At 70.5% G+C, this 14043-nt stretch carries 8 protein-coding genes; 7 read left to right on the top strand and 1 reads right to left on the bottom strand.

Annotated features, from left to right (window positions below; all coding sequences use genetic code 11):
* The first annotated feature begins 119 nt into the window (after window positions 1–119).
* From ACFY7H_RS07285 to ACFY7H_RS07260, 6 genes are all read left to right on the top strand, one after another.
* The gene (locus ACFY7H_RS07285) at window positions 120–1778 is read left to right on the top strand and encodes a recombinase family protein (protein WP_388934372.1); all 1659 of its coding nucleotides are present in this window, start codon (window positions 120–122) and stop codon (window positions 1776–1778) included.
* A 273-nt stretch (window positions 1779–2051) separates the two neighbouring features.
* Window positions 2052–4115 carry a thioredoxin domain-containing protein gene (locus ACFY7H_RS07280; protein WP_388934369.1) on the top strand — a complete coding sequence of 688 codons (2064 nt, stop codon included), beginning with the start codon at window positions 2052–2054 and terminating at the stop codon, window positions 4113–4115.
* Window positions 4116–4350: 235 nt separating this feature from the next.
* Entirely contained in the window at window positions 4351–5622 is a 1272-nt protein-coding gene (locus ACFY7H_RS07275; protein ID WP_388934367.1) for a glycosyltransferase, read from the top strand.
* Window positions 5619–7358, top strand: coding sequence for an ArnT family glycosyltransferase (locus ACFY7H_RS07270; RefSeq protein WP_388934365.1), 1740 nt, complete (start codon window positions 5619–5621; stop codon window positions 7356–7358). Before ACFY7H_RS07275 ends, ACFY7H_RS07270 begins: the two co-directional genes overlap by 4 nt.
* A 6-nt stretch (window positions 7359–7364) precedes the next feature.
* Complete coding sequence (locus ACFY7H_RS07265; RefSeq protein ID WP_388934362.1) at window positions 7365–8549, top strand: glycosyltransferase; 1185 nt, start codon at window positions 7365–7367, stop codon at window positions 8547–8549.
* 22 nt (window positions 8550–8571) lie between these two features.
* Window positions 8572–10998 (top strand): galactose oxidase-like domain-containing protein, encoded by a 2427-nt coding sequence (locus tag ACFY7H_RS07260; protein WP_388934359.1) that lies wholly within the window; start codon window positions 8572–8574, stop codon window positions 10996–10998.
* 127 nt (window positions 10999–11125) lie between these two features.
* On the opposite strand, the gene ACFY7H_RS07255 is transcribed toward ACFY7H_RS07260, so the two are convergent.
* Window positions 11126–11842 (bottom strand): hemolysin III family protein, encoded by a 717-nt coding sequence (locus ACFY7H_RS07255; RefSeq protein WP_388934357.1) that lies wholly within the window; start codon window positions 11840–11842, stop codon window positions 11126–11128.
* A 219-nt stretch (window positions 11843–12061) separates the two neighbouring features.
* Here ACFY7H_RS07255 and ACFY7H_RS07250 point away from each other — a divergent pair, with 219 nt between their 5' ends.
* Entirely contained in the window at window positions 12062–13909 is a 1848-nt protein-coding gene (locus tag ACFY7H_RS07250) for a phosphoenolpyruvate carboxykinase (GTP) (protein WP_388934355.1), read from the top strand.
* Window positions 13910–14043: the final 134 nt, after the last annotated feature.

Below are 14043 nucleotides of genomic sequence, written 5' to 3'. Positions count from 1 at the left end.
CGACGGCGGGTTCGGGCGGGGCTCCGTTGACCGAGGTTGGTGGGCAGCCACTTTGAGAAAGTGCCTGTCTAAGGCCCATGGTTTCCGTACCGTTTTCCCCGAATACAGAGGGGATTCTGGTGCGCGAGGACCATGCGACGCTGGTTGGGTTGGGGCTCAGTCCTGAAGACTTGGAAGCCCTGGGACTGGACCGCCCCGCGACGGCCGAGCCGTCGGGACTCATGGACGCCTACCTGCGGCGAAGCAGCAAGAAGGAAGGCCTGGCCACGCTCCGGGGACACTTGCGGGACGTGGTGCGCTGGGCGCAGACGAACGGTCTCCAGATCCGACACGTATGGTTCGAGCAACTCTCCGCATCCAAGGCCTACGTAAGGCGTCGGGAGTTCGAGAAGGCCACCCAGGCGGTCATGGACGGTAAGTCCAAGACGCTCGGCGTGTGGAAGACGGACCGCTTCGACCGGCGCGGCATGGGAGCGGTGGGCCGGATGCTCGACGAGTTCGACCGCCGGCAATCGCGGCTCGTCTCCGTTTCCGAAGGGCTGGACTCGTCACAGGGTGGCCGCATGGTCTTCGCGATCCTGAGCGAGCGTGCCAGGGAGGAAGCGAAGGACATGGCGAAGCGCGTGAAGATCGGCCATGACTCGCACAAGGCGGAAGGCCGAAGGGGAACGGGCAGGCCACCGTTCGGTCTGTACAGCGCGCCCGGAAGCGGGAAGGTCGAGCCCCATCCCGACGAGTACGGCACAGCCCGCAGGCTGGCCGACCTCTTGCTCGACAAGAAGACGACGAAGGACACCGCCCACCAACTCAACGAGGAGGGGTACCGGACCCGGAGCGGTGCTACCTGGTCGCCCACCGCGGTGAGCAAGCTTGCTCAGTCGCCCCTCTTCGCGGGCATGGTCCCGGTCCGGCGCCGCAGGATGGACGAGCACGGCAACCCCTTGGACAGTTGGGAGGGGTACGGGGAGCCCCTGCGCAACGAGAAGGGCGAAGTCACCATGTGCGGCAAGGGGGTCGTGACGCCGGGCGAGTGGTTCAAGATCAAGGCGCTCATTGCCGAGCGGACCGACGAACGGTGGGCGAAGGGGAAGCCGGAAGCGAAGTATCTGGGCACGGGGAGCTATCGATGCGGGCGGCTACGGGACAAGACGGGCGCGGGGGAGCTTGAGTCGTGCGGTGGCTCGATGAGCCACCGTGGCGGACGCTACCGGTGTGAGGTCCGGCAGACGCGGGGCAAGTCCATCTGCGAGGGAGTGGTGACCCTCGCCGACCGCATCGACCACGCGGTGGGACAGGCTTGGGTCCGCCACATCACGGCTCTTCAACCCGGCGACCCGGTGATCACCGAGATTGCCCGCCGGTGGCTCGCCTTCGCGGACCCCGAAACGCAGGCGAAGAAGGACGAGGTCCGGAAGGCCCTTGAGGCCGCCCAGTGGCGTGTGAGGAAGCTGGAAGACGACTTCTACGTGTACGGGAAGATGGACGAAGAGCGCTTCGAGGAGCTGAGCGAAGGGCAGCGCGCTGTCATCGAGAGCACCACCGCGACCCTTGAGGCATTGGATGCTGAGGCAGACCTGTCGCCCCTCGGGCAAGCCGACACGCTGCGTGAGGCATGGGAAGCGGCGAGTGTGGCCGACAAGCGGATGCTCCTGAAGTGCGCTCTCGGAGAGAAGGGCATCACGGTCAAGCCCGCCGCGCGGCAGGGGGACCACACCCCCATCCTGGAACGGCTCGAGTTCGACTGGCTGTCGGAGAAGGACACGACCACCGAGAAGTAGGACCCCTGCTCGTGCGCAGGTCACCGTTGCCATGGGTGCCCTCGGGCAACGTGCGGGCAACCTCGGTCAGGCGCCGGGGGAGCTGGTTCTGCTCCCCCCGGCGTGGTCGCATCGGGCCGCGTGAGGGCCGGCCGGAGCTGTGATGGCGGCGCAACGCGGCCACTCGCCAGCCGGACCGGCCGCGCGAGCACGGACCGGACCCCTCGGCCCCCGTTTGTGTGCCGCCCCTGTGGCGCATGGGCGGCCGGAGGCCGGGTGCGTAAGGATGGGGGTATGTCGAACCGACTTGCGCAGGCCACATCCCCCTACCTCCTCCAGCACGCGGATAACCCCGTCGACTGGTGGCCTTGGGAGACCGTCGCGTTCGAAGAAGCCCGGCGGCGCAACGTCCCAGTGTTCTTGAGCGTGGGCTACAGCGCGTGCCACTGGTGCCATGTCATGGCACATGAGTCCTTCGAGAACGACGACACCGCTGCGTACATGAACGAGCACTTCGTGTCCGTCAAGGTGGACCGTGAAGAGCGGCCGGACGTGGACGCTGTCTACATGGAAGCCGTGCAGGCCGCCACGGGCCAGGGCGGCTGGCCGATGTCCGTCTTCATGACGCCGGACGCGCAGCCGTTCTACTTCGGCACGTATTTCCCGCCGGAGCCCCGCCATGGGATGCCGTCATTCCGGCAGGTGCTCGAAGGTGTTCACAGCGCGTGGACGAGTCGGCGTGACGAGGTGGGCGAAGTCGCCGCGAAGATCACCAGGGATCTTGCCGGGCGGGAGCTGAGGATCGAGTCCACAGGATCGCCCACCGACGAGACTCAGGCCCTGGCGCTCCTCCAGCTGACCCGGGACATCGACCCCGCGAGCGGTTGGTTCAAGGGCGACACCAAGTTCCCGCCGTCGATGGTGGTCGAGTTCCTGTTGCGCCACCACGCGCGTGCCGGTTCGGTGGCTGCCCTGGAGATGGCGGAGGGACTGTGCGGCGCGATGGCTCGTTCGAGCCTGTACGACCAGGTGGGAGGGGGGTTCCACCGGTACGTACTCACGCCCCGTCCGAATGGACCTTTGGTACCCCACTTCGAGAAGATGCTGTACGACAACGCGCTGCTGTGCCGGGTGTACGCGCACCTGTGGCGGGCCACCGGGTCCGATCTGGCGCGGCGCGTCGCGCTGGAGACGGCCGACTTCATGGTGCGGGAGCTGCGCACCGAGCAGGGCGGGTTCGCGTCGGCGCTCGATGCCGACAGTGAGGATCCGCTGACCGGCGGGCACGTCGAGGGGGCGTACTACGCCTGGACGCCCGCGCAGCTGGCCGAGGTGCTCGGGGAGGAGGACGGGGCCCTCGCCGCCGCGTACTTCGGGGTCACCGAGGAGGGGACCTTCGAGCACGGCAAGTCGGTGCTGCAACTGCCGTCGGCCGGGCCGGCGGTGGAGGCGGAGCGGATCGCCTCCGTCAGGGAGCGGCTGCTGGCGGCCCGGGCCCTGCGGCCCGCGCCTGGGCGGGACGACAAGGTCGTCGCCGCCTGGAACGGGCTGGCCGTCGCGGCGCTCGCCGAGTGCGGGGCCTTCTTCGAGCGGCCGGACCTGGTGGAGCGGGCCATCGAGGCCGCCGACCTGCTGGTGCGGGTGCACATGGACGGCAGGGCCCGGCTGGCGCGGACCAGCAAGGACGGGAGGGCCGGCGCGAACGCGGGGGTGCTGGAGGACTACGGGGACGTCGCCGAGGGGTTCCTCGCGCTGGCCTCCGTCACGGGGGAGGGGGTGTGGCTGGAGTTCGCCGGGTTCCTCGTCGACCTGGTGATGGCGCGGTTCACCGCCGAGGACGGGTCGCTGTACGACACCGCGCACGACGCCGAGCAGCTGATCCGCCGGCCGCAGGACCCCACCGACACGGCCGCCCCCTCGGGCTGGACGGCGGCCGCCGGCGCGCTGCTGTCGTACGCCGCGCACACGGGGTCGCGGCCCCACCGGGAGGCGGCGGAGCGGGCGCTCGGGGTGGTGCACGCGCTCGGGCCGCGCGCCCCGCGTTTCATCGGGCACGGGCTGGCGGTCGCGGAGGCGCTCGTCGACGGGCCGCGTGAGGTGGCGGTGGTGGGGCATCCGGAGGATCCGGCGACGGCCGCGCTGCACCGGACGGCGTTGCTGGGGACGGCTCCGGGGGCGGTGGTGGCGGTCGGGCCGCCGCGCAACGCCGACGGCAGTGGCGGGGAGTTCCCCCTTCTGGCCGAGCGCACACTGGTGCGCGACCTTCCGACGGCGTACGTGTGCCGACATTTCGTCTGCGCGCGGCCTACGACCGAACCGGTCGAGTTGGCCGAGCAGTTGGGTGTGGTACGTCCCTGATTGGGGCGGAGTGGCGTCAATTCCGGTTGCGCTGGGGCCACTTGGAAATGTGGTTTTTATTCGTGCGGCGCCTGACCTTCGTCCTCGCTGCCTAGTCTCGTGTCTCCGGGAGTAACCGAGATCGCGCACTGGGGGGTGCGCGCGTGGGGGAAGCGGAGGCGGCGGGCCGGGGGGCCGGGCCGTCCTCCGGGGTTCGGTCGCCGCCTGGGGTTGCGGCTTGTCTGCGGGGGACGGTTTGCTCACCTCTGTCTTTGTTTCCGCCATTTCTCTGGCGCTCTTCTGGATGGCCGCGTTCACGCTGTGGTGGCAGATGCACGCCTGGCGCACGCCCGAGACGCTGGCCTCGACCCGCTTCGACAGCCCTGACGGCGGGGGCCGGCTCTCCTTCTCGCTGCTGCTGCCCGCCCGTCACGAGCAGGCCGTGCTGGAACACACGATCGACCGGCTGCTCGAATCGAGCCACACCGATTACGAGATCATCGTCATCGTCGGCCACGACGACCCGGAGACGGCCGCGGTGGCCGCCCGCGCCGCGGCCGGCGCGCCCGAGCGCGTACGGGTCGTCGTCGACCACCACGAGACCAAGAACAAGCCGAAGGCCCTCAACACGGCCCTCCCGCACTGCCGGGGCGACATCGTCGGGGTCTTCGACGCCGAGGACCAGGTCCACCCCGAGCTGCTCACCCACGTCGACCACGCCTTCCGCGCCACGGGCGCGGACGTGGTCCAGGGCGGGGTGCAGCTGATCAACTTCCACTCCAGCTGGTACAGCCTGCGCAACTGCCTGGAGTATTTCTTCTGGTTCCGTTCCCGTCTCCACCTGCACGCCGAGAAGGGCTTCATCCCGCTGGGCGGCAACACCGTCTTCGTGCGCACCGGGGTGCTGCGCGAGGTCGGCGGCTGGGACCAGAACTGCCTGGCGGAGGACTGCGACCTGGGCGTGCGGCTGTCCTCGGTGGGCAAGAAGGTGGTCGTCGCCTACGACTCCGACATGGTCACCCGTGAGGAGACCCCGGGCTCGCTGATGAGCCTGCTGAAGCAGCGCACCCGCTGGAACCAGGGCTTCCTCCAGGTCTACCGCAAGAAGGACTGGCAGCAGCTGCCCGGGCGCGGTCAGCGCTGGCTGGCCCGCTACACCTTGATGACGCCCTTCATGCAGGCGGCCTCCGGGGTGATCATCCCGGTCAACTTCGCCGTGGCGGTCTTCCTCGACGTGCCGGTCGGCATCGCGGTCATCACCTTCCTCCCCATGATCACCGCGATGGTGACCTTCGTCTTCGAGATCGTCGGCCTGCACGACTTCGGCCGCCAGTACGGCCTGCGGGTGCGCTTCGCGCACTACGTCAAGCTCATCGTGGGCGGCCCCTTCTACCAGGTGATGCTGGCGGGCGCCGCGATCCGTGCGGTCTGGCGCGAGCAGCGCGGCCGCAACGAGTGGGAGCTGACCAGCCACACCGGCGCCCATCTGACCTCCGCCACCGCGATCCGAGAGGACAGCCTCCAGTGACCGCCACCCTGCCCACGGCCACTGATCCCCAGCCGGCCGACGCCACGGCCGCCGCCCAGCTGCTGCCCGTCCGGCGCCCGCCCGGCTCCGGCACCGGGTCCGACGCCGGCTCCGGCTCCGGCTCGGGCACCGGCACCGGACCCGATGCCGGCTCCGGAGCGCGTCCGGCGGCTCCCGCGCGCCCGATGGTGCGCTTCCGCTCCTCCCGCCCGGACCTGCTGCTCTGCGGCGCCGTCCTGCTCGTGATCCTCCTCGTACAGGGCTGGAACATCACGGGCTTCCCGACGCTCAGCGACGACGAGGGCACCTACCTGGCCCAGGCGTGGGCGGTCCAGCAGGGCGAGGGGCTGGCCCACTACACGTACTGGTACGACCACCCGCCGCTCGGCTGGATCCAGGTCGCCGCACTGACGTACCTGCCCTCCCTCTTCGTGCCCGACTGGATGACGGTCGCGCCGATGCGCTTCTCGATGCTCGCGGTGTCCGGCGCCGGTTCGGTGCTGATGTACGTCCTGGCGCGCCGGCTGTGGCTGCCGCGCTGGGCGGCGGGGCTGGCGATGGGGCTGTTCGGGCTGTCCCCGCTGTCGGTGGTCCTCCAGCGGGAGATCTTCCTCGACAACCTCGCCGTGGTGTGGATGCTGCTGGCCTTCTGCCTGGCCGCGTCCCCCAGACGCCACCTGTGGCACCACTTCGGCTCGGGGCTGGCGGCGGCCACCGCCGTCCTGACCAAGGAGACGATGCTGGTGGTGCTGCCGGCGCTGCTGGTGACGATGTGGCGCCACAGTCACCGCGACACCCGCAAGTTCGCCGTGACCGGGGCGATCACCGCCTGCACCCTGATAGGGCTCTCGTACCCGCTGTACGCCCTGCTCAACAACGAGCTGCTGCCGGGCGACGGGCACGTCTCCCTGATCGACGGCATCACCTACCAGATGAGCCGTCCCGGCTCCGGTTTCATCCTCGATCCCGGCTCCGGCTCGAACGGGGTCTTCCGGTCCTGGCTGTACTACGACACCGTCCTGCCGCTCGGCGGGCTGGCCGGCGCCGTGCTGCTGCTGACGACCCACCGGTGGTCGGTGACCGCCCGCGCGCTGGCCGGGCCGGCCCTGGCCGCGGTGATCCTGGCCGTGGTCGCGATGCGTCCCTCCGGCTACCTGCCGGCGATGTACGTGATCCAGGCCCTGCCGTTCCTCGCCCTGGTCCTCGCCGGGGGCGCGGCCAGCGTCACGCACGCGGTGCTGCGCCGCCGCCGTACGCCGGGGGAGCGCAGGGGCGTGGTGTACGCGCGCCGGGCGCTGGTCGGCGTCCTCGCCGTGGCGGCCGCGGCGTACGTGCTGCCGCGTTGGTACGAGGGCAACCGCACCGCCCTGACCGTCGACGCCAACGGCCCCTACCGGCAGGCCGCCGCCTGGCTGGGCCGGGAGGTCGCCGACCCGGCGAACACCCGCGTCCTCCTCGACGACGCGCTCTGGCTGGACGCCGTCCACCACGGTTTCGCCCCCGGAGACGGGGCCATCTGGTTCTACAAGGCGGACCTCGACCCGGCCGTCACCAGGACCCTGCCGCGCGGCTGGCGGGACATCGACTACGTGGTCTCCTCGCCCACCGTGCGTCGCGACGCGGTGGACCTGCCCAACGTGAAGGCTGCTCTCGAGCATTCGACCGCGGTCGCCGTCTTCGGTACGGGCGAGGACCGTATCGAGATCCGCCGCACCGACCGCGAGAGTGGGAGCTGAACCACCATGAGCGAGGACCCGTGGCCCCCGCATGCCCCGAACGATCCGGAAGTCGACGCTCCGCCGGTGGCGGCCGGCGGCGGCGTCACTTTGATCGTCCCGACCCGCAACGAGTCCGGGAACGTACGGGAGTTGCTCGGCCGGCTGAGCGCGGCCGTCCCCGGCCGGCCGGCCTTCGAGGTCCTGTTCGTCGACGACTCCACCGACGACACCCCCGCCGTGATCGAGAAGGCGGCCGCCGACTGCCCCTTCCCGGTGTCCGTCCTGCACCGCGAGAGCCCGGACGGGGGCCTCGGCGGGGCCGTCGTCGCCGGGATCGAACGGGCCGGGTCCGACTGGATCGTGGTCATGGACGCCGACCTCCAGCACCCGCCCCACCTGGTTCCCGAACTCGTCGGCGAGGGCGAGCGCACGGGTGCCGACCTCGTCGTCGCCTCCCGCTACCTGCCGGGCGGCAGCCGGGCCGGGCTCGCCGGCGGCTACCGCGTCGCCGTCTCGCGCGGTGCGACCTGGCTGGCCAAAGGGCTCTTCCCGCGGGCCCTGCGCGGCATCAGCGACCCGATGAGCGGCTTCTTCGCGATGCGGCGGACGGCCGTGACGAGCGCCGCGCTCCAGCCGCTCGGCTACAAGATCCTGCTGGAGCTCGCCGTCCGCTGCCGCCCCGAGCGGCGCGCCGAGGTCCCCTTCGTCTTCCAGGACCGCTTCGCCGGGGAGTCGAAGTCCACCGCCCGCGAAGGGCTGCGCTTCCTGACGCACCTGGCGGCCCTGCGTTCCGCGAACCGCCTGGCCCGGATGGCCGGCTTCGGGCTGATCGGGCTCTCCGGCTTCGTCCCCAACCTGCTGGCGCTCTGGCTGCTCACCCGCGCCGGGATGCAGTACCTCGTCGCGGAGGCCGTCGCCAACCAGGCCGGGGTCCTGTGGAACTTCCTCCTCATCGAGACCCTGCTCTTCCGCGACCGGCGCCGCCACCGCCACTGGGCGGACCGCCTGGGCCGCTTCGCCCTCCTCGCCAACGCCGACCTGCTGCTGCGCATCCCGCTCATCGCGCTGTTCGTGGGCCGCTTCGGCATGGACGTGCTGCCCGCGACCGCCCTCGCGCTGGCCACCACCTTCGTCCTGCGCTTCGCCGCCACCGAAGCGCTCGTCTACCTGCCGCGCGGGCCGCGCGCGGCGCGCACCGCCAGGAGTTGAGCCGCACCGAAAGGAACCGCGTATGCGTAGGAAGATCCGACGGAGGGCGGGGCGCCGGGCCGCCCTCCTCGCCGTCGGCGCGATGACCGCCTGCCTCCTCCTGACCGCACCCCAGCAGGCCACGGCCGGACCGCCCAACCTGCTGACCAACCCGGGCTTCGAAACCGCCGGCGCGGCGGGCTCCGACATGCCGTCCTGCTGGTCGAAGTCGGGCTGGGGCGACAACGACTTCACCTTCGCCACCGTCGCCGACGCCCACAGCGGCACCAAGGCCATGAAGGTCTCGCTCACCCGGCGCGTCAGCGGTGACCGCAAGGCCCTGGTCACCGAGAACACCGCCTGTGCCCCGACCGTGGTGCCGGGCAGGCAGTACGACCTGTCCGCCTGGTACAGGTCGGACACCCCCGACGTGTCGGTGACCGTGTTCCGCCACGACACCACCACGGGCTGGCAGTACTGGACCGACCTGCGGAACCCGCCGGTCAGCGCCGCGTGGGCGCGTACGGAAGTCCGTACGCCCGCCGTCCCGCCGAACACCGACAAGATCGCGTGGGGCCTGTCCGTCTACGGGGTGGGCAGCCTCACCTCCGACGACTACGCGCTGGAGGAGGTGGCGGCACCCGTGCCCCAGCCCGTCTGCACGGGTACCGCCGAGCAGTGCGCCAAGGGCGAGTGGGAGGTGATGGCGGCCCGGAACCCGGTGCGTTCCATGCACGCGGTCGTGCTGAGGAACGGAAAGGTGCTGCTGATCGCCGGCTCCGGCAACGACATCTCCCAGTTCAACGCCGGTACCTTCACCTCCGCCGTCTACGACCCGGTGACCGGCAGCGTCAGGACGATCCCGACGCCGGTGGACATGTTCTGCTCCGGGCACGTGCAGCTGGCCGACGGCCGGGTGCTGGTGATGAGCGGCAACAAGGGCTACCCGTCCGCCGACGGCACGATCGGCTACCAGGGCCTGAAGGACTCGTACGTCTTCGACCCGGCCACCGAGCAGTACACGAGGACCAACGACATGAACGGCGGCCACTGGTACCCGTCCGCCACCATCCTCGGCAACGGCGACGTGATCTCCTTCGGCGGGCTGAAGGAGGACTCCACGGGCAACGTCACCGCGGAGAAGTTCTCGGCGGCGCAGGGCAAGTGGCTGCCGATGAACGAGGTCAACCAGACCTGGTCGTACTGGGGCCTGTACCCGTCGATGATCCTGATGCAGGACGGCCGGCTCTTCTACTCCGGCAGCCACACCTTCGGCAACGGCACGCCCGGCTCCGGCGCCTCGGTCTACGACTACGACGCCAACACCATCACCGACGTGCCCGGACTGCGGAACAAGGACCAGCGCGACGAGTCGGCGAGCGTCCTGCTGCCCCCGGCCCAGGACCAGCGGGTCCTGACCATCGGCGGCGGCAACAACGAGACCAATCCGGCCGCCAGCCGGCTCACGGACATCATCGACCTGAAGAAGCCGAGCCCCGCCTACACCGCGGGCCCCGACCTCCCCCAGGGCCTGGTCGACACCGGCACGGGCAAGCGTCCGCAGACCGGCGCCGAGGGCAAGATGTACGTCTCCGCCGTGCTGCTGCCCGACGGAAAGGTGCTGGAGACCGGCGGCGGCCTCCACGACCGCGCCGACCCGGTCTTCGAGGCCTCCTTCTTCGACCCCGCCGCCAACACCTACCAGGCGGGCCTCGCCACGGACCCGATCCCGCGCACCTACCACTCGGGGGCGTTCCTGCTCCCCGACGGCCGGGTCATGTCGGTCGGCGACAACCCGGGCAACGGCACCTACAACCACGCGGTGTCCGTCTACAGCCCGCCCTACCTGTTCAAGGGGCCGCGCCCGAAGCTCACCTCGGTGATCGACACCGAGTGGGTGTACGGGGACACGCAGCGGATCACCGTCGACCGGCCGATCGCCAAGGCGGAACTGATCCGCCCGGCGGCGGTGACCCATTCCTCCGACCCCAACCAGCGGTTCGTGGACCTGCCGATGACGGTCGTCAACGGCACCACCGTCGACCTCAACGTCACCAGCAACCCCAACCTGGCCCCGCCCGGCTGGTACATGCTCTTCGGGGTCGACGCGAACGGCGTCCCGTCGGTCGCGACCTGGGTCCACCTGGGCGGAGCGCCCGCGCTCGCGGCGGCCGCCGCGGCCGGGCAGCTGCCCGCACCGCACGAGCACGCCTTCGCCGACAGGCTCGCCGCGCCCAAGCCCAACCCCGCGCGGCGGGACGCGGCGCCGGTCGCGCCCACCGTGGCCGGCTGCGACCGGCACTACGGAACGGCGAGCGTGTGCGTACCGGGCACCTTCCCGGCGGGGGTGAAGAAGACGACCGAGGCCCGCTGCGCGTGGCTGGCCGGCCACCGGTTCCCGAAGCGGATGAAGGTGAACGGCAGCGACCCGCTGCGCCTGGACGCGGACCGCGACGGCTACACCTGCTGACACCGCCCGGCGCCCTACGCCCGGATTGCACCCGTTTGACGGCCCGTCGCCCCCTGGGGGAGGCGGGCCGTCCTCCTACGCTGAGCGCTGGGCCGGCGGCGCGGCCGCGTCCCGCCGGCGGGCCGGTCTACGCGTGCTGGTAGGCGGCCAGCGAGATGCCGATGTAGTGGGCCACGAAGGCCGCGAGCGTCAGGGAGTGGAAGACCTCGTGGAAGCCGAAGAAGCGGGGGGAGGGGTTGGGACGCTTCATCCCGTAGATGACCCCGCCCGCGCTGTAGAGCAGACCGCCGACGATCACCAGGACCAGGACGGCTACGCCGCCGGTCCGCATGAAGTCCGGCAGGAAGAAGACGGCCGCCCACCCCATCGCGATGTAGCACGGGGTGTAGAGCCAGCGTGGTGCGCCGACCCAGAAGACCCGGAAGGCGATCCCGGCCGCGGCCGCGATCCACACCGCCCACAGCAGGGTCTTGCCGGTGGAGCCGGGCAGCAGCAGGACCGTGAGCGGGGTGTAAGTGCCCGCGATGATCAGGAAGATGTTCGCGTGGTCGAGCCGCCGTAGGACGGCTTCGCCGCGCGGCCCCCACGTGCCGCGGTGGTAGACGGCGCTGACGCCGAAGAGCAGGCAGGCGGTCAGGACGTACACCCCGCAGGCGACGCGGGCCTCCGTCGAGTCGGTGAAGGCCATCAGCACCAGGCCGGCGACCACCACGGCGGGGAACATCCCGAGGTGCAGCCAGCCGCGCATCAGCGGCTTCTCCTCCAGGGCGGTCTCGGCCGCCTCCAGGGCCTGGACGACCGGGGAGGCCTGGGCGGCCGGCGCGGCGGTGGCGTCTGAAGTCATGGTCCACATGTTACCTACGGGTCCGTAGGTTTCCGTTAGTCCTCTTTACGGAAGATTGACGGACGTGGCGATGCTCACGTGAGAGGCCCCCTGGACATATGCGCACATCCACCGGATGATCAGATGAGTGCGGTCGGCACCGGATGAGCGGAGCGCGAAGCGTCCGGGTCGCAGCCCCCACGGGGCATACACCAAACAACCCCTCAACAAGGAGCAATCGTGGCGCGCGACAACGCGGCTCCCACTTCCGTCCCGACGAACCACCGGGAGCTCGTCTCCTGGGTGGAGGAGATCGCAGCCCTGACCCAGCCGGACCGCATCGTCTGGTGCGACGGCTCCGAGGCCGAGTACGAGCGCCTGTGCGAGGAGCTCGTCGCCAAGGGCACGTTCAAGAAGCTCGACGAGACCAAGCGCCCGAACTCGTACTACGCCGCCTCCGACCCCTCCGACGTCGCGCGCGTCGAGGACCGCACCTTCATCTGCTCCGAGAAGGAGGAGGACGCGGGCCCGACCAACCACTGGAAGGCCCCGGCGGAGATGAAGGCCCTCTTCACCGGTGAGGGGGGCTCCGAGGGAGAGCAGGGCATCTTCCGCGGCTCCATGAAGGGCCGCACGATGTACGTCGTCCCCTTCTGCATGGGCCCCCTCGGCTCCGACCTCTCCGCGATCGGCGTCGAGATCACCGACTCCGCCTACGTCGCGGTCGCCATGCGCACCATGACCCGCATGGGCAAGGCCGTCCTCGACGAGCTCGGCACCGACGGCTTCTTCGTCAAGGCCGTCCACACCCTCGGCGCTCCGCTCGCCGAGGGCCAGGACGACGTGCCGTGGCCCTGCAACACCACCAAGTACATCTCGCACTTCCCCGAGACCCGCGAGATCTGGTCCTTCGGCTCCGGCTACGGCGGCAACGCCCTCCTCGGCAAGAAGTGCTACGCGCTGCGCATCGCCTCCGTCATGGCCCGCGACGAGGGCTGGCTCGCCGAGCACATGCTGATCCTCAAGCTCACCCCGCCGGCCGGCGAGGGCGAGGCGAAGTACGTCGCCGCCGCCTTCCCGAGCGCCTGCGGCAAGACCAACCTGGCCATGCTGGAGCCCACGATCCCCGGCTGGACGGTCGAGACCATCGGCGACGACATCGCCTGGATGCGCTTCGGCGAGGACGGCCGCCTCTACGCGATCAACCCGGAGGCCGGCTTCTTCGGCGTCGCCCCGGGCACCGGCGAGCACACCAACGCCAACGCCATGAAGACGATGTACGCCAACACCGTCTTCACCAACGTCGCGCTCACCGACGACGGCGACGTGTGGTGGGAGGGCATGACCGAAGAGGCGCCCGCCCACCTCATCGACTGGAAGGGCAACGACTGGACCCCGGAGAGCGACACCCCGGCGGCCCACCCCAACGCCCGCTTCGCCGTCCCGGCGTCGCAGTGCCCGACGATCGCCCCCGAGTGGGAGGACCCCAAGGGCGTCCCGATCTCCGCGATCCTCTTCGGCGGCCGCCGCGCCTCCGCCGTCCCGCTGGTCACCGAGTCCTTCGACTGGAACCACGGCGTCTTCATCGGCTCGAACATCGCCTCCGAGAAGACCGCCGCCGCCGAGGGCAAGGTCGGCGAGCTGCGCCGCGACCCCTTCGCGATGCTGCCCTTCTGCGGCTACAACATGGGCGACTACATGGCCCACTGGGTCAAGGTCGCGGCCGGCAAGGACCAGTCCAAGCTCCCGAAGATCTACTACGTGAACTGGTTCCGCAAGAACGACGCGGGCAAGTTCGTGTGGCCCGGCTTCGGCGAGAACAGCCGCGTCCTGAAGTGGATCGTCGGCCGCCTCGACGGCACGGCCGAGGGCGTCGAGACCCCGATCGGGATCCTGCCGACCAAGGACGCCCTCGACCTCGACGGCCTCGACATCGCGGACGAGGACCTCGACTTCCTCCTCACCGTCGACAAGGAGGTCTGGCGCGAGGAGGCCGCTCTGGTCCCCGAGCACCTCAACACCTACGGCGACCACACCCCCAAGGAGCTGTGGGACCAGTACCACGCACTGGTCGAGCGCCTCGGCTGAGCACCCGGTCGGCCGTTCTCCGGCCGGCCGCCCCGCCCTGACACGACAGGGCAGCCCTGACACGACAGGGCACACGAACGTGGGAGTCCCCGACCAAGGTGCTCCCACCGCTGTGGGAATCCCCGACCAAGGCT

Source organism: Streptomyces sp. NPDC012794, from assembly GCF_042901085.1.
Taxonomy (GTDB): domain Bacteria; phylum Actinomycetota; class Actinomycetes; order Streptomycetales; family Streptomycetaceae; genus Streptomyces.
The sequence above is the reverse complement of the archived record's forward strand: the minus strand, read 5'-3'. Positions and strand labels throughout refer to the sequence as shown.

What these genes read in the sequence shown, in the direction of transcription:
- ACFY7H_RS07280 (WP_388934369.1), top strand. Translation starts at nt 2,052, where the DNA reads ATGTCGAACCGACTTGCGCAGGCCACATCCCCCTACCTCCTCCAGCAC.
- ACFY7H_RS07265 (WP_388934362.1), top strand. Translation starts at nt 7,365, where the DNA reads ATGAGCGAGGACCCGTGGCCCCCGCATGCCCCGAACGATCCGGAAGTC.
- ACFY7H_RS07260 (WP_388934359.1), top strand. Translation starts at nt 8,572, where the DNA reads ATGCGTAGGAAGATCCGACGGAGGGCGGGGCGCCGGGCCGCCCTCCTC.
- ACFY7H_RS07255 (WP_388934357.1), bottom strand. Translation starts at nt 11,842, where the DNA reads ATGACTTCAGACGCCACCGCCGCGCCGGCCGCCCAGGCCTCCCCGGTC.